General features: G+C 57.1%; 16 protein-coding genes. 10 read left to right on the top strand and 6 right to left on the bottom strand.

Annotated features, from left to right (window positions below; all coding sequences use genetic code 11):
- Positions 1-371 precede the first annotated feature (371 nt).
- The 7 genes from E2N92_RS08055 to pdxT all read left to right on the top strand — a co-directional run bounded on the left by E2N92_RS08055 (position 372) and on the right by pdxT (position 4,852).
- Entirely contained in the window at positions 372-692 is a 321-nt protein-coding gene (locus E2N92_RS08055; RefSeq protein WP_220680683.1) for a DUF4405 domain-containing protein, read from the top strand.
- A gap of 65 nt (positions 693-757) precedes the next feature.
- A complete protein-coding gene (locus tag E2N92_RS08050) occupies positions 758-1,768 on the top strand; it encodes an adenylosuccinate synthetase (protein WP_220680682.1) in 1,011 nt (336 codons plus the stop codon).
- The gene (locus tag E2N92_RS08045) at positions 1,765-1,947 is read left to right on the top strand and encodes a methytransferase partner Trm112 (protein WP_220680681.1); all 183 of its coding nucleotides are present in this window, start codon (positions 1,765-1,767) and stop codon (positions 1,945-1,947) included. Before E2N92_RS08050 ends, E2N92_RS08045 begins: the two co-directional genes overlap by 4 nt.
- Before the next feature lie 8 nt (positions 1,948-1,955).
- Positions 1,956-2,474, top strand: a complete 519-nt coding sequence (locus tag E2N92_RS08040; protein ID WP_220680680.1) for a DUF7524 family protein — start codon at positions 1,956-1,958, stop codon at positions 2,472-2,474.
- On the top strand, positions 2,456-3,376 hold the full coding sequence (cbiB, locus tag E2N92_RS08035) for an adenosylcobinamide-phosphate synthase CbiB (RefSeq protein WP_220680679.1): 921 nt from the start codon (positions 2,456-2,458) through the stop codon (positions 3,374-3,376). The genes E2N92_RS08040 and cbiB overlap by 19 nt, the downstream gene beginning before the upstream one ends.
- 20 nt (positions 3,377-3,396) lie before the next feature.
- Positions 3,397-4,293 (top strand): pyridoxal 5'-phosphate synthase lyase subunit PdxS, encoded by an 897-nt coding sequence (gene pdxS / locus E2N92_RS08030; RefSeq protein WP_220680678.1) that lies wholly within the window; start codon positions 3,397-3,399, stop codon positions 4,291-4,293.
- Positions 4,283-4,852, top strand: coding sequence for a pyridoxal 5'-phosphate synthase glutaminase subunit PdxT (gene pdxT, locus E2N92_RS08025; RefSeq protein WP_220680677.1), 570 nt, complete (start codon positions 4,283-4,285; stop codon positions 4,850-4,852). Before pdxS ends, pdxT begins: the two co-directional genes overlap by 11 nt.
- Before the next feature lie 454 nt (positions 4,853-5,306).
- On the opposite strand, the gene E2N92_RS08020 is transcribed toward pdxT, so the two are convergent.
- The 3 genes from E2N92_RS08020 to E2N92_RS08010 all read right to left on the bottom strand — a co-directional run bounded on the left by E2N92_RS08020 (position 5,307) and on the right by E2N92_RS08010 (position 10,477).
- A complete protein-coding gene (locus E2N92_RS08020; RefSeq protein ID WP_220680676.1) occupies positions 5,307-7,775 on the bottom strand; it encodes a PAS domain-containing sensor histidine kinase in 2,469 nt (822 codons plus the stop codon).
- A gap of 65 nt (positions 7,776-7,840) precedes the next feature.
- Positions 7,841-8,311: a chemotaxis protein CheW gene (locus E2N92_RS08015; protein WP_220680675.1), complete on the bottom strand. Its 471-nt coding sequence runs from the start codon at positions 8,309-8,311 to the stop codon at positions 7,841-7,843.
- A 9-nt stretch (positions 8,312-8,320) separates the two neighbouring features.
- On the bottom strand, positions 8,321-10,477 hold the full coding sequence (locus E2N92_RS08010; protein ID WP_220680674.1) for a methyl-accepting chemotaxis protein: 2,157 nt from the start codon (positions 10,475-10,477) through the stop codon (positions 8,321-8,323).
- Between the two features lie 278 nt (positions 10,478-10,755).
- Here E2N92_RS08010 and E2N92_RS08005 point away from each other — a divergent pair, with 278 nt between their 5' ends.
- Both E2N92_RS08005 and E2N92_RS08000 read left to right on the top strand, forming a co-directional pair.
- A complete protein-coding gene (locus E2N92_RS08005; protein ID WP_281425769.1) occupies positions 10,756-11,985 on the top strand; it encodes a sensor histidine kinase in 1,230 nt (409 codons plus the stop codon).
- Entirely contained in the window at positions 11,982-12,371 is a 390-nt protein-coding gene (locus E2N92_RS08000) for a response regulator (RefSeq protein WP_220680672.1), read from the top strand. The genes E2N92_RS08005 and E2N92_RS08000 overlap by 4 nt, the downstream gene beginning before the upstream one ends.
- A 299-nt stretch (positions 12,372-12,670) precedes the next feature.
- Here the strand turns inward: E2N92_RS08000 and E2N92_RS07995 are convergent, their stop codons facing one another.
- Both E2N92_RS07995 and E2N92_RS07990 read right to left on the bottom strand, forming a co-directional pair.
- On the bottom strand, positions 12,671-13,258 hold the full coding sequence (locus E2N92_RS07995; RefSeq protein ID WP_220680671.1) for a MarC family protein: 588 nt from the start codon (positions 13,256-13,258) through the stop codon (positions 12,671-12,673).
- A gap of 27 nt (positions 13,259-13,285) precedes the next feature.
- Entirely contained in the window at positions 13,286-13,876 is a 591-nt protein-coding gene (locus E2N92_RS07990; RefSeq protein ID WP_220680670.1) for a MarC family protein, read from the bottom strand.
- Positions 13,877-13,990: 114 nt separating this feature from the next.
- On the opposite strand from E2N92_RS07990, the gene E2N92_RS07985 reads away from it, so the two are divergent.
- Positions 13,991-14,446, top strand: coding sequence for a response regulator (locus tag E2N92_RS07985; RefSeq protein WP_220680669.1), 456 nt, complete (start codon positions 13,991-13,993; stop codon positions 14,444-14,446).
- A 311-nt stretch (positions 14,447-14,757) separates the two neighbouring features.
- Here E2N92_RS07985 and E2N92_RS07980 read toward each other — a convergent pair whose 3' ends face one another.
- Positions 14,758-15,702, bottom strand: a complete 945-nt coding sequence (locus tag E2N92_RS07980) for a magnesium transporter CorA family protein (RefSeq protein WP_220680668.1) — start codon at positions 15,700-15,702, stop codon at positions 14,758-14,760.
- Between the last annotated feature and the right edge of the window lie 32 nt (positions 15,703-15,734).

The raw sequence follows: 15,734 nt of genomic DNA, 5'->3' as shown, positions 1-15,734 counted from the left end.
TCTTGACCCTCATCCGTGCGTTCGAGGTGCGAATCGAAGTCGATCATCATGCCGCCCTTCGGCTATCTTCGTCGTGGGGGGTCCGGGGGGCAAAGTCCCCCGCCGTGAGAAGGCGGTGAAGAGTCTGCGATGAGGGCGACGATGGAACGAAGTCTTCACCAGTTCTCCTGTCTTGAAAAGAGAGAGAGCAAGTGACGAGAAATTTTCATCCCGTATGCTTGAGCCCGCGGCTCATGCCCGATTCTACAGAGCCGAAAAAAGGATCGTCTCTATGAGGTTCTCATATCAGGAAAATATGAGGCTCTCATCAGAAACCTGCCGCTTCGGTTCCCGGGAAATCTTATATATCGTTGAACGTTGCATGCCCTATCATGCAGAAAAGACAGATCAACGCCGTCATTGATCTTGCACTGCTGGTAGCGTTCATTATTGTGGGTTTAACCTCAGTCGTCCTCTTCTTTTTCCTTCCTTCGGGTGGAGGGGGTTTCGGTTGGGTCCATGCCGGGACCGGCGCCACCAACCTCAGGGTCTTCCTGGGGGTGACGAGAGGCCAATGGGTGGATCTCCATAATATCACCGGTCTCATCTTCATGGTGCTGATGATCGTCCATATCGTCCTGCACATTCCCTTCTACCGCACCATCAGGCGCTGCCTCTCAGGGTCGGGAAATGAGAAGTGCGACCGGGAGTGAGGGGTCGGGGCACCTGATGATATACTTTTATCATCATGTATCGCCCCAAATTACATGATATAGACATGTCGTGCACCATCATTGTCGGAGGATTTTTTGGGGATGAAGGAAAGGGCAAAATCGTCGCGCACGTTGCCCACCAGGACCATCCCTCTATTATTTCACGGGGAGGCGTGGGCCCGAACGCCGGGCACACCGTGACGGTCGGAGACCAGAACTACGGTGTCCGGATGATCCCGTCGGGTTTTGTCTATCCTGACGCAAAACTCTGCATCGGGAGCGGCGTGCTCGTCGACCCGCGGGTCTTCCTCAAGGAGATCGATCTGCTTGGCGTCGAAGGCCGGGTCTTCGTGGACGGTCGCTGCGGAATCATCGAAGAAGAGCATGTGGCACGGGACCGGGGCAGCGATCACCTGGCCAAGAAGATCGGGTCGACCGGTACCGGGTGCGGACCGGCAAACTCCGACCGGGTGTTGAGAACCTCAAGACAGGCGAAGGACGTCCCTGAACTCTCGTCTTATATCATCGACGTGGCTGAAGATGTCAACGGCGCCATCGACCGGGGCGAGAACGTCCTGCTCGAGGGAACCCAGGGGTTCGGGATCTCCCTGTACTACGGCACCTACCCGTACGTGACCAGCAAAGATACCTCGGCCTCGCAGATCGCCGCCGACAACGGTGTGGGCCCGACGAAGGTCGACGATGTCATCGCGGTTTTCAAGGCCTACCCGACCAGGGTCGGCGAAGGTCCGTTCCAGACCGAGATGTCCGCGGAAGAGTCGAGTTCTCTCGGCTTCCAGGAGTTCGGGACCGTCACCCACCGTCTCCGCAGGATCGGCGGGTGGGACGGAAAGATGGCCAGGTACTCGGCGATGATCAACGGATGCACGATCGCCGCGATCACCGGGATCGACCACGTCGACCCGACCTGCTTCGGGGCGACCTCCTATGATGCCCTCACCCCCAAGGCCATCGAGTTCCTCGAACAGGCAGAGAAGGATATCGGTGCCCCGATCGGACTGATCTCAACCGGTCCTGACCTCTCCCAGATCATCGACCTGAGGGATGAACTGTGAAGCGCTCACTCCTCCCCATCCTCTGCTGCCCGGTCTGCAAGGGTGACCTTGAACTCAGGGTGGCCGAGGAGAAAGACGATGAGATCATCGAGGGTGCTCTCTTCTGCGGCGCGTGCGAGGTCGAGTACCCCATCAGGGAAGGGATCCCCAACCTCCTCCCTCCGACCGATCAGGACTGAAGTGAAGTATGGACGTCCCCTGTGAGATCCGGCTGAACAGGTACAGGATCAACTCTATCGACCTCCCCGAATCGGTGGAGGCCAGACCAGGGGATATCATCATACTGGAACTCTTCAACGAGGGCTCTCCTCTCCATCTCACCATATCGGCTCCTGATGGTGGGCGGTTCACTGATTTTGTTCACGAAAATGTTTTTTTGAAAGAGGATGCAGAGGTTCAGGTCTATCTCAGGAACGATATCTTCCCTGGCACCTTCACCCTCCAGGTGATCACGGGGTATGGGGCGAACCGCTCTGATCTCGAGGTCTATGTGCGCGATCTGCCAGCCCCGAAGGAAGAAGAACCGGTGGTGGTGCAGCCCGAACCGGAAGCCGCGCCAAAACTCCCGGTGGTCTCCTTTGCGATCGTGACCGCGGCGGCCCTCCTCTTCATCGTCTATGTGGGGACCGGGCTCACGGTCTTCGAGGCTTCGGCCTTTCTTCTCCTCGTTGCAGGGGTGCTCGCGGCGTGGTTCCTGCGGCCCTGACCCTCCTTTTTGCCCTGGTCCTTGACCGGTGCTTCGGAGATCCCCACACGCCGTTTCATCCGGTCGCGCTCTTCGGCCGGTTCGTCGGGTGGTGGGGCCGGCCAACACACTACCCGAAACATCTTCAGCGTGTGGTGGGGGTCGTTCTCTGGACTGTCTCGGTGCTGCTCTTCGCCTTCCCCTTCTGGCTGGCCGAGAGTTATCTTCCGCCTCTTGTCCTCCTCGTCCTCTCGCCGTTCCTTCTCAAGGTGACCTTTGCCTGGCGTTCGCTTGAGGAGCACGCCTCCGCCGTCGAGACGGCACTCTCGAGTGGGGGCCTGGAAGAAGGCCGGCGGGCCGCCGGGATGCTGGTCTCCCGCGACACCGCCGCCCTGGGTGCCGAGGAGATCCGCTCCGCAGCCTATGAGTCGGTCGCCGAGAATCTCTCCGACTCGGTCGTCGCCCCGCTCTTCTGGTTCGTCGTCTTCACTCCGTTCGGGTTGGGGCTCACGGCGGCCGCAGTGTACCGGGCGGTCAACTGCATGGACGCGATGCTCGGGTATCCTGACGAACGTATCAGGCTCGGGTGGTGGCCCGCGAGGGCCGACGACCTCGCGAACCTCGTCCCTTCGAGGCTGACCGCGCTGGTGGGTCTCGTCTACTTCGGGGTGAAAGGACGGTTCGCGCCGGCGTTGCAGACCCTCCAGGCAGACCGGAGAAAGCGGCCCGGACCCAATGGCGGGTGGCCGATGGGGGTCATCGCCGGGGGGACCGGGGTCAGGTTCGTCAAGCCCTGGATCTACACCATCGGTCCTGGAGAGCGGAGCCTTCTGGACGGAGGTCCGGAAATTATCGGGGCAGTTCGGGGTATTACGCTTGGATTTTGCTCGTTTGCGATCATCGCACTATTTTTATTGGGTTGACTGTCCAATAGGTAGGAATAATGAAACTTGAGGAACTGAGGTACGGCACCGAGCTCCTGAAGCGGGGCTTTGCGTCGATGCAGAAGGGGGGTGTCATCATGGATGTGGTGAACGCCGAGCAGGCACGCATCGCCGAGGAAGCCGGCGCCGTTGCGGTGATGGCGCTCGAGCGGGTTCCGGCCGACATCAGGAAGGCCGGCGGGGTGGCGCGGATGGCCGACCCCGAGAAGGTCATCGAGATCATCGACGCCGTCTCCATCCCGGTGATGGGCAAGGTGCGGATCGGTCACTTTGTCGAGGCCCAGGTGCTCGAGGCGGTCGGCGTCGACATGATCGACGAGAGCGAGGTGCTCACCCCGGCCGACGAGGAGTACCACATTGAGAAGATGAAGTTCACCGTGCCGTTCGTCTGCGGCGCCCGCAACCTCGGCGAGGCCCTGCGCCGGATCAACGAGGGCGCGGCGATGATCAGGACGAAGGGCGAGGCCGGGACCGGCAACGTCGTCGAGGCGGTCAGGCACATGCGGGCGATCCAGGGCGAGATCAGGGAACTCGCCGGCATGGACGAGCAGGAACTCCGCGCCCGTGCCCGCGCGATCGAGGCCCCGTATGAGGTGCTTGCCGAGACGGCGAAGATGGGTCGTCTCCCGGTCGTGAACTTCTCCGCGGGCGGGATCGCCACGCCGTCGGATGCCGCCCTCATGATGCAGATGGGCGCGGACGGCGTCTTCGTCGGCTCAGGGATCTTCAAGTCGACCAACCCCCAGAAGATGGCGAAGGCCGTCGTCGAGGCGGTCCACCACTACACCGATGCGAAGGTCATCGCCGAAGTGAGCCGCGGGATCGGCGACCCGATGAAGGGCCTGGACATCCACGAACTCAAGGGAGAAGAGAGGCTGCAGGAGCGTGGCTGGTAAGAAGGTCGGCGTCCTCGCCCTGCAGGGGGACGTGAGCGAACATATCCGCGCCTTCGAGGCCGCCCTCGGAGGGGACGGCGAGGTCGTGCCGGTCCGCACGCCGGCCGACCTTGAGGGCTGCGACGCCCTTGCCATTCCCGGCGGCGAGTCGACGACCCTTGCCCGACTGATCGCCGAGAGCGGTCTTCGTGAAGCGATCCAGACCTTCAAGGGCGGGATCTTCGCGACCTGTGCCGGGATGGTGCTGGTCGCGACCGAGATCAACGATTCGAGGTTTGAACCCCTCGGTATCGTCGACATCACCATCGAGCGCAACGCCTTCGGGCGGCAGCGCGAATCTTTCGAGGCCGGTCTGGCGATCGAGGGGCTCGACGAGCCCTTCCACGCGATTTTTATCAGGGCCCCGATGGCGACGGCTGCCGGCCCCGGTGTCGAGGTGCTCGGCAGGACTGAGCAGGGGATCGTTGCCGTCAGGTGCGGGAAGCATATGGTCCTCTCCTTCCACCCCGAACTCGGCGGCGATCTCAGGCTGCACCGGACCTTCCTCGAAGCTCTCTGAGAGGGCATCTATTTTCTTTTTGGCTCTGAATGTGACCCTCCGTTCACGAGCGTGCGGAAAGGTACGTCGATCCGATGCGCCGCCCCCCGAACCTCCCACGCGAAGATAGGCGGTGGACTGCACCCCCCCTTTCATGTTCATTTCTCCGCCTTCCGCCCCAATCTTCATCGTGGGGGGCTGGAGACTCTCCCCCTGGCGTGAGCAGGAGGGAAGGCGATGGATGAAGGTCACAGGGGGTTGAGGTGATGAAAAGAGGATGTTTTCTACAGAGCCCTTTCACCGTAATCTCGCGCTGGGAGGGTGCACCCCCCGCGACGAGGATCGGTGGGGGCGGCGATGGAACACAATCCCCGTCAGTTCTTCAGTCTTGAGAAAGAGCGATCAAGTGAGGAGAAATTTTCATTAAGTGTGCTTGAGGTATTCTTTAGCCTAATGGGTAATTGAAATGGGCTATTTATTCGTTTTTAGGATCTGATGATTGATATGGGAAGAATATCGTGAATATGGTTCTTTTTCCGGTGCACACTTCAAGAACGCCGTCGATCTGTTCGGAAAGAACCTTGACCAACCTGATCCCGAGTTTCCCCTCGTTTTGTTCGATAATGTCTGGAGGGAACCCGATCCCGTCGTCTTCCACGGTGAGGCACAGATTCGTCGCTTTTTTTTGGAGGCCGACCCGGATTGTTCCGGTTCTTCTCCCCAAAAATGCATGTTTAAAGGCGTTTGAAACAAGTTCGTTCACGATCAACCCAACCGGAATAGCGGTGTCGATATCGAGGGTAAAATCGTCGATGCCGATTTCAATGGCGAATCCGGGCCCGGTGGCATAAGAGTTCTGAATCTCAGAACAGAGGGAGGAAATATAGGTCTTTGCCTCGATCGAAGCGAGATTTTCTGACCGGTAGAGGTTCTCGTGGACAAGGGCCATTGCAATGATCCGGTTCTCGCAGCTCTTGAGCTGTTCGATGGCATCCGCATCTTTGATGAACGATTCCTGGAGGGAGAGAAGGCTTGCGATCTGTTGCATGTTGTTCTTGACCCGGTGATGGATTTCTTTAAGAAGAACGTCCTTTTCCTTGAGAGAATTTTTCAACTTCGTCTCGTATTCTTTCTGCACCGTGATGTCGACGAGTGATATCACACTCTTCTTTGTTTTTGGAATAAGGGCGATGGTCACGATGACGTCGTGAACAGACCCTCCCTTTGCGACAAAGCGGGAAGTATAAACCTGAGGTACATCGCCACTCTCTTTGCATCTCTTCTGATGGTATACAAGCATTTGGTCCAGTTCTGCCCCGTTAAAGAAGCGCTCCCACTTGACGGATCCTTCGATCTCATTCTTTGCATATCCGGAGAGTTCGGCAAAACCTGAATTGGCAAGGGAAATCGTGAGATCTTCCTCGATGATCACCGTGGCGGCGCCTGAGGCTTCGAAGAGGGTCCGGTAGAGATTTTCGGACCTTCGAAGTTCTTCCTCCATCTCTCTCTCTGTGGTGATATCACGAAAAACGAACTGAACGGCTTGATATCCCTGGTTGGTGATCGGAATCATCGTCGCTTCGATATATGGACTCGTTCCATCTTCCAGACGGAGTCTGATCTCGTTGAAATAGGAAGACCAGACTCCAGTGTGGATCTTCTGGAGTTCGTTTCGGACTTTTTCGCGAGATTCGGGATGGATGTATGACCAGAAGGGGCGTTTTTCGAACGCTTCGAGGGAGGTTACTCTCAGCACCTTCTGTGCTGCAGCATTGAGATAGAGAATTTTATCCTGACAGGCGATCCCGATCGCTTCCGGAGTCAGGGTAATGAGGCGTCGATAACGCTCTTCAGTTTCTTTGAGGGCCTCAAGTGTCTTTTTTTTCTGAGTGACGTCCTCTCCTGAGGCGAGGATGGAGTATATCACCCCGTTTTCATCCCGTAGCGGGCGGAGATCCCATGAGATCTGACGTTCCTTTCCATCTCTGGTCAGAACAGGGTTTTCGAATTCCTTGATGCTTATCTGGGAGCCGGAAAGGATCGTAAAACAGGCTGTTTTTACCTTTTCCTTTACATGTCCCGGGATAAAGTGTCCGGTCCATTCCTTCCCGATGATCTCGGATTCGGGGTAGCCAAGGATTGAACAACCTTTTCGGTTGATCATCCGTACGACCATCTGATCGTCTATGACGAGGAGGATTACGCCCGCCACGTCGAGGTAATGCCTTGTCCTGGAACGTTCCTCCTGTTGTTTTTGTTCGGCCGTTTTTATTCTGCTAATATCGACGACGGTGCAGACGATCCGTTCATCCGGTGCCGGTCCCGCGGAGATCAGGACCGGAAGAGACTTCTTGTTGCGGCATCGAAACACCGTCTCGATCTCCTGATTTTTTCCGTCTTTCGTCGTCGATTCGAAGAGTTCGTCGGCCCGCTCGTCCTCCCAGATCTGATCCAGATGATGGAGTTCGCCGTCTTCGCGATAGCCGAGCATCGAGAGAAGGCGGCTGTTTGCCTCGATGATCGCACCGTCACGTTTCAGAAGGAAGATCCCGGCGGCTGATGCATCATAGATGCTGCGGAGGTTACTCTCTTTAACATTCAGTCTGTATGAGAGGATGGAAGTGAGGGTACCGATCCCGGTGAGGACTGTTGCTTTGATGAGGGCCACCGGCACCTCGGTGAGGGCCGGGAAATAGATCAGATGGATTAGCAGGTATGAGGTGCCGATAAGAAATGAAAATTGAATGCCACAGTTCGGCTGTCGATAGGCGATGAGAATAATCGGGAGGTACAGAACTACAGGAATTATGCCCTTTACACCATTCAAAAACCCGAATATGACGATCCCGAAACTCAATATTGTCAAAATAATGGGGAATATAGTCCAGAAGTCAACAGCAGGGCTGCAGACCCCGTGAATATTCCACCGATCATTCCAGGACATTTCATGTCATATGTCGCTTTCCGAGGGATAATACCTTTTCTTTAAGGAATCAAGAGATTTATGATTCAGATTTTCTTCACTTCTTCTTCGATCACCTTCTGGAGATCGATCCAGATGATGAGGTTCTCATCCTGCGTCTTCGTCGTTTTTTCGTCAGTACTCGCCCTGATGATCCCTTTGACGTAGGCCTCTTTTGCCATCGTCTCATCCATCTCGACCACATCATCGTTGCCGACCCGCAGGACGGCATGCACGTCGTCGACGATGATCCCGGTGTTCGACCCGTTTGCGGCTTCGGAGACCAGGATGATGATCTTTCTTGTTTCTGCATTTGTCTTTTCAGGGAGGCCGAGGAGCCTGTTCAGGTTCAGAATGGTGGTGATCTCGCCTCGAAGATTGATGATCCCGGCGATATGTGACGCCGCCCTTGGTATCGGCGTGATCGGCACCATCTCGACGATCTCCCGTGCGAGAGTGATGTCGAGGGCATAGTGAGTGCCCCCGATCTCAAACTCGACGACATCTGTGATATCCATCTCGCTCGCCTATACCCTGAACTGTGCCATCGTCTCTTTCAGTTCATGTGCCATGGAACCGAGTTCGTTGGTGACACTCTCGATCTCTTCGGTCGAGGCGCTCGCCTCCTCGGCGAGGGCGGCAAGGTCGCTCACCTCTTTTTGCGTCTCCTGCGTCAGTCTCGTACCTTCATCGACGGTATGAACGACAGCATTACTCGTGTTTGCCTGGTCTTCGATGGCTTTCGCCATTTCGCTCATATCGTGGGTCACCGCCACGGCACCCTCGACGATCTTGTTCAGGGCAAGGATCGCGTTGTTCACACTCTCGACACTTGCGGTGATCTCGTTGTTCGCAGACTTGATGGCTGTCGCTGTCTTCTCGCTCTTTGCCTGGATGGAGGTGATCAGAGTTTCGATGTCGTTCGTGGCCTTCTTTGATTCGCCTGCAAGGTTTCGTACCTCGCCTGCGACGACAGCGAACCCTCTGCCATGTTCGCCCGCTCTTGCCGCTTCGATCGCAGCGTTCAGCGCGAGGAGGTTGGTCTGGTTTGAGATGTCGGTGATGAGTTTGACGATCTTGTTGATCTCGTGCATCTCCTCATTGAGTTGAGTGATATCCTCCACACTCTCGGTGGCGATCTCGTCGACTACGGCGATCTTCTCGTTTGCCTCCTTGCCGAGGCCCTGGGCGTCACCACCCATCTTTGCCACGTTTTCTGCTCGTTCGAGGACTTCCTGTGAGGTGCTCGCCATCTCCTCGTTCGATGCCGAGAGGTCGCCGATGCGGTGACTGATCTCTTCCATTCTGGTGAGAAGATCCCGGTTGAGGTCCGCGCACCGCTGGCTCGTGATTGCCACCTGTTCGGCGGCCTTTGCGATCTCGCCGGACCCCCTGCTCGCGTCCGAGACTCCGGCCTCCACCTGCTCGACCGCCTGCTGGATCTGAGTCACCACTGTCGCAGTCTTTTCGGCCATATCGTTCAAAGAGTGTTTAAACTTCTGGAAATCCCCTGCGACTGAGATATCATCGGAGAACCTAGCGGTATAATTTCCTTCTGCAAAGTGTGCCGAGACCTGCATCGCTTCGTGAACCGGAGCGACGACGGCATCCATCAGGTGGTTGATACCTTCGATGACGTTGACGTACTCCCCCTGATGTTTCGATGCGTCGGCCCGTGTCGAGAGTTTTCCTTCTCTACCTGCCTCTGCAAGCATCTCCGCGTCGTCCACGAGAGCTTGAAGGTTCTCCATCATGGTGATGAAGGCCGGGATCATCTGGTCGTTCTCTGATCTCCGCCCGGTGCGCTTGAGATTATCAAGTTCTTTCAGGTCGCCCCTGCTGATGCTGATTATCCCTGCCTGGATGTGGAGGAGACGGTCCTGGACGGCATTGATCGCCTCCGCGATCTTCGCAAACCCGCCCCGATAGTTTCCTTCGACTTTCCTGGTGTAGTCGTTCTGTGCCATTCTCTGGAGGACGTCGTGACCCTCCTTGAGACTTTCAAGCCCTTCGATGCAATTGTTGAAACTCTCTGCGAGCTTTTTGAATTCTCCTCCGTAAACCGAGGTATCAATCCTTTCAGGGATTATACCATTTCCGATGAGTTCGGCATCTCGTGCGGCGGTCTGGAGGGGCACGATGACGGCCTCGAGGAGAGCGTTGACACTCTCTGCGATCTTCAGGAAATCACCATCGGTTTCGAGGCTTGCTCGGGCAGAGAGGTTTCCATTCCGTGCTTCATCACCGACCCTGAGGAGGTCCTGGATGGTCTGTTTCTGGGCGGTGATCTCAGGGAAATATTCGATCGCCCCGATAATCGCTCCGTTCCTGTCCCTGAAGGGAACACCGGTACTGTTGATCCACCTGCCGTCCGAGAGATCGATATCGGTGTTCTTTGTCAGGCCCGCCTCCATCGCCATCCGGCACGGACAGTCCTTTGATCTGCAGACTCTGGTGTTATAGAGGTCGTAACAATGTTTTCCAAGGCATTCGTCCTCACTTTTTCCGAGGATCTCGGATGCCGCCTGGTTCATATAGAGGATCCGATAGTCGGTGTCGATGATGTGCAATGGGAGGGGGATGAGATCGATCCCTTCCACGACGATCTCAGACTTCGATGGTCCTTCTTCAGGCTTTACGTCGTCATGTCCGTTTAAATTGAATTCTGTGTCTTTTGCCTCCATTATGGCACCTCTAGATGAAATGAATGATTTTTTAAGCATGATGGAGTCGATTTTCGGTTCAGATCGCAAGGAATCATCTTTTCTGTCATAGATTCTGCTGTCATCAGCGATTGCAGGACATCCGGAGATCTCCCACAAGGTTATGACCATTGCCTATCAATATTGGTAGGCAGATCTGATGACAGATTGTAGATCTATTTTATATATAGAGATTTCCATGTTGTGCACTGGGTTGATAGCGATCTTTCGTAATACCTTTAACTTAGAAGGGTTGAAAAATGGGAAAAGGGAAGGGAATTTGTTTGTCTGGATATCCTGAGAGATCGACCGGGGAGTGTTCGCGGATCATCGAGCTTCTCCGCGAGGAACCGAGAGGTCTCTCTACCTCTGAAATCTCGCGAAGGCTTGGTATGAACCGGAATTCGGTGGCGAAATACCTGAACATGCTTGTCGTATCCGGCCATCTCGAGATGCAGGAGGTCGCCGTCGCAAAGGTCTATTATCTCTCTCACCGGGTTCCCATCTCTGCCATGCTCGATTATTCTTCGGATCTCATCCTCGTGCTCAACGGGGCCGGGAAAGTGGTGCAGCTCAATGAAAACTTCCTCTCCTTCATCGGCATGGAACGTGATGATGTGCTTGGTAAGGATGTGCACTGCCTTGATGCTCCCCTCCTCTCACATCTTCGGGAAGAGGGGTTGATACGCGATGTGCTCAACGGAAGAAAAAAGATCCGGGAACTGGAATTTGAGAAGGACGGAGAGATCTTTTTCTTTGTGGAAAAACGTGTTCTGACGGTCTTCGAGGACGGTGATCCGGGCATGATGATCCTTTTTGAAGACGTCACCGCGGCGCGGCAGGCAGAGATCGAGCTCAGAGAAGCGCTCAAGGAGAAGGAGGCTCTCCTTGCAAATATCCACCAAAGAGTGAGGAACAACCTTCAGATCATATCGAGCCTCCTTGCCCTCCAGGCATCCAGCATGGGGGAGGGAATGGGCTGTGAGATGATCAGAAAGACCGAGGGACGTATTGGGGCCCTGGCTCGGGCTCACGACCACCTCGACCGCTCCCCTGATCACGCGCATGTCGACCTCGGAGATTATCTCGCCGATCTGGTTGAAGACCTCGCGAAGACCGCTTCATTCCCTGCCGAACAGATCATTACTATATTCAACCCCCCCCGTATCCTCCTCAGGCTTGATGCTGCGATCCCCCTTGGTCTGGTCGTGAACGAACTTGTCTCAAATGCGATCTCTCATGCCTATCCTGAAGACAGACCCGGCATAGTGAGGGTGGAAGGCGTGGTTGAGGGCGGGGAGTTCACGCTTCTGGTGCAGGACGAGGGTATAGGGATGCCCGAAGACTTTGATCTCGCTGCCTCCGGGCCCCTTGGTCTCAATCTTGCCAGGAACATTGTCGAGGGCGAACTTGGGGGTTCGATGAAGATTTCCGACGGCACCGGGGCGGGTGTTCGGGTCACCTTCCCTCTCGGAGGTGAAGCACTATGACCACTTTGCGGGTTCTTGTCGTGGAAGATGCCGCGATCATCGCGCTTGATATTGCAAACCGGGTGAAGCGACTGGGGCACGAAGTTGCCGGCGTTGCTTCGACGGCAGAGACGGCATGGGAGAAGGCCCGTGAGACCCGTCCTGATCTGGTCCTGATGGACATCAACCTCAAGGGGGAGCAGAACGGCATCGAGGCTGCATCCAGAATTGCGGAGGAACTCGGGATCAGGAGTATCTTCATCACTGCATATTCGGATAAGGAAATGAAAGAACGGGCCCTTGCCACCCGCCCTCTCGGTTATATCGTCAAGCCGATCAGGGAAGCCGATCTGGAGAAAGTGCTTGCAGCGGCGGAAGAAGAGTTCTTGAAGGGGCGGCGTACCTGATCCCCTGACAGGAGGTCAAGAACAGGGCCCCGGGCGCGATTGATGTGGGGAGGCGTGACGATCCGACGTGCCGCCCCTATCACTGAACCTTCACCGCCATCTCGCGCCGGGGGCGATTACCCCCCGGACCCCCCACACGACGAAGATAGGTGGGGGCGGCGATGGAACACGATCCCCACCGATTCTCCTGTCTTGAAAAGAGAGAGCACGTGACGAGAAATTTTCGTCGCGTATGCTTGAAACGCAGGTTCATGACTAATTCTATAGAGCCGATTTGAGATTTGAAAGTCGGTGCGACCCTAGACCAGTCCCTCGATCCCCTCGGCGATGAGGGTGATCGCGAGGGCGGCGAGGACCATGCCGAAGACGTTGGTCAGGACGCCGCTGACCGTCTCGCCGAGCATCCGCTGGATCGTCCCGGCATACCTGAGCGTGAACCAGGTGAAGGCGAGCGTGATGAGAAGGGCAGGCAGGGTCACGAGAATGCCGCACTTGGTCGAGAGGAGGATCACCGTCGTGATCGCTCCGGGCCCGCAGATGAGGGGCGTGCCGATGATGACCCCGATGTTCTTCTGGTGGCCTGCTGCGTCCGGAGAATACTCGATCCCGAGCGCCTGCTGCATCCCGATGATGAAGAGGAGGAGGCCACCCGCCACCTCGAAGCTCGGGAGGGTGATCCCGAGGAGATTGAAGATCGGGAGCCCGAGGATGAGGAAGGTGATCATCAACCCGCCGGCTACGGCTGTGGCGATGCTTGCCTGCCGCCGCTTTTCTTCGCTCGTGTACCCTCTGGTGAGCCCGAGAAAGGCCGGGATCACCAGGAGGGGGTGGAGGATGATGAAGAGCGTGGCGAAGGCGTACAGAAAGGCGGTGAGGGGGTCTTCCATCTTCACGCTCCAACTGGATATGCTCGTCTATCCGGCAAGTCCAGTCACTCCTTCGGCAATGAGCCTGACGGCGATCGCCGCGAGAAACATCCCGAGCACCTTCCCCATGATGTCGGTGACCGTCTCGCCGAGGATGCGCAGGATATCTGCGGCGTACCGCAGGATAAGCCAGGTGACCGCGAGGCAGAGGATGAGGGCGGCGGCGGTGATGGGGATGCCGCACTTCGTCGAGAGGAGGGTGATGGTCGTGATCGCGCCCGGCCCGCAGAGCAATGGAGTGCCGATGAGGACGCCGGCGATATTTTGCTGTCCTTTCAGATCGTGGGGCAACTCGATGCCGAGTGCCACCTGCATCCCGAGGATGAGCAGGAGGAGTCCGCCCGCTACCTTGAAACTCGCCGGGGAGATCCCGAGGAGGTCGAAGATCGCAAGGCCGAAGAAGAGGAAGACGGTGAGGATGGCACCGGCTACTCTGACTGCCAGCCAGGCCTGTTGTGCCTTCTCTTCAGGCCGACATCCCTCGGTGAGCCCGACAAAGATCGGGATGGAAAGGAGGGGGTCGAGGATGATGAAGAGCGTGGCGAATGCATAGAAGAGGACAGAGAGAGGATTGTCCATTATCCTCTGTACTCGATCCGCGGAGAAATACTTTTCAGAGATCGGTTCCAGTCGGCGTCGGGATGGAGCGAGATCTCCGTCCGATTCCTGGTCGGCGCGGGGGGAGCGCTCCCGATGGTGCAGGGGTCGGAGCGGATTATTTCCCTTGCGTCCACCAATAGAGGAGGGATGATCCGGAACGAGCGTCTTCTGGTCCTCCTGGTCGACGACGATCCCGAGGTCCTGGAAAGGACAAAACGCTGGTTTGAGGAGACCGGGGAGTTCCTCTGTACCACCGCGCCCTCTGCAGAGGACGCCCTCGGCCTTCTGCCCGGCGGGGGGTTCGACGCCGTCGTCTCAGACTTTCAGATGCCCGGGATGGATGGGGTCACCTTCTTTAAAACCCTGCGGGCGCAGGGTTCCCGGATCCCCGGCGTCCTGTACACTGGCATGGGCCGTGACTCGGTTCTTGAGGCCGCTCTTGCCGCGGGCGCCTCCTTCTATGTACGAAAAGGGGTGGGGACCAGGGCCGAACTGGTCGAACTTGCCCATGCTGTCCGGGCAGCCGTGGCGCTCGGCGACCTGACCTGATGGCGAGTCCTCGCGTGAAGAGGGCGCCGGAGATGACACCTCCCTCTTCAGGGTCTCCGTTCTGCCTTCTCGACTCTATCTTCATCCCGGGGTCCGGGGGCAGAGCCCCCGGCGCAAGGATATGGGAAGGCGTGATGATCAGGCATGCCGCCCACAATCGCAGACCCTTTCCCGCCGTCTCGCACCGGGGGGCGAGTGCCCCCCGGACCCCCCACGAAGAAGATAGGCGGGGGCGGCGATGAAGCGACGAGAAATATTCATCGCGTATGCTTGAACCCCGGGATCATACCCAATTCTACAAAGCCTGAAAATTAAAGCATCTTTTTCCTGACAAGCACCATGGCGAGGAGCGCCGAGATCACCATCGAGAAGACGAGGACGATCGCAAAGGCCAGGGGTTCGTCCGCGAACGGGAGGCCGACATTCATCCCGAAGAAACTCGCGATCATCGTCGGGATCGCGAGGACGATGGTGATGGAGGCGAGGAACTTCATCACGATGTTGAGATTGTTCGAGATGATCGAGGCGAAGGCGTCCATTGTTCCCGAGAGGATGTTCGAGTAGATGTTCGCCATCTCGATCGCCTGCTTGTTCTCGATGATGACATCCTCCAGGAGGTCTTCGTCGTCCGCGAACATCCGCACCGGTTTGAAGCGCATGATCTTTTCGAGCACCACCTCGTTGCTCTTCAGCGAGGTCGAGAAGTAGACCAGCGACTTTTCCAGGTTCAGGAGCTGGATCAACTCTTCGTTGCGCAGCGAGGCGTGGAGTTCTCGTTCCACCTCGGAGGAACGCCGATCGATCTGGCGCAGGTAGGTGAGATAGTAGGAGGCGTTGCGGTACAGGATCTGGAGGAGGAACCGCGTCTTTTTGAAGGTATAGAAGGTCTTGACCTTTCCGGCGACGAAGTCCTGGAGGATGGGGATCTCCTGGAGGCAGATGGTCAGGATGTATTGATCGTTGATCGCGATCCCGAGCGGGATTGTCGAGAAGGTGCCGGCCGGTTTGCCGGGGATCCGCACCGGCACGTCGATGAGTACAAGGGTTCTGCCCTCCTCGCTCTCCATCCGCGGCCGCTCCTCTTCGTCGAGGGCGGCCCTGATGTCCTCGGGGGCCATCTCCATGATCCCTGCCGCACGGGTGATCTCGCCCTCCTCGGGCGCCGTGCAGAGGATCCAGGCCCCGGGCTCGATGACGTCGAGTCGTTCGATGAATGTCCCGCGCTCGTCCTGGTGCGTCTTGAAGATCTGGAGCATGAAATCACGTTCAGTTGAGAAATTGTTCTCTT

It is taken from the genome of Methanofollis formosanus, assembly GCF_019633745.1.
Classification (GTDB): domain Archaea; phylum Halobacteriota; class Methanomicrobia; order Methanomicrobiales; family Methanofollaceae; genus Methanofollis; species Methanofollis formosanus.
This window is presented reverse-complemented; position numbering and strand designations above follow the sequence as displayed.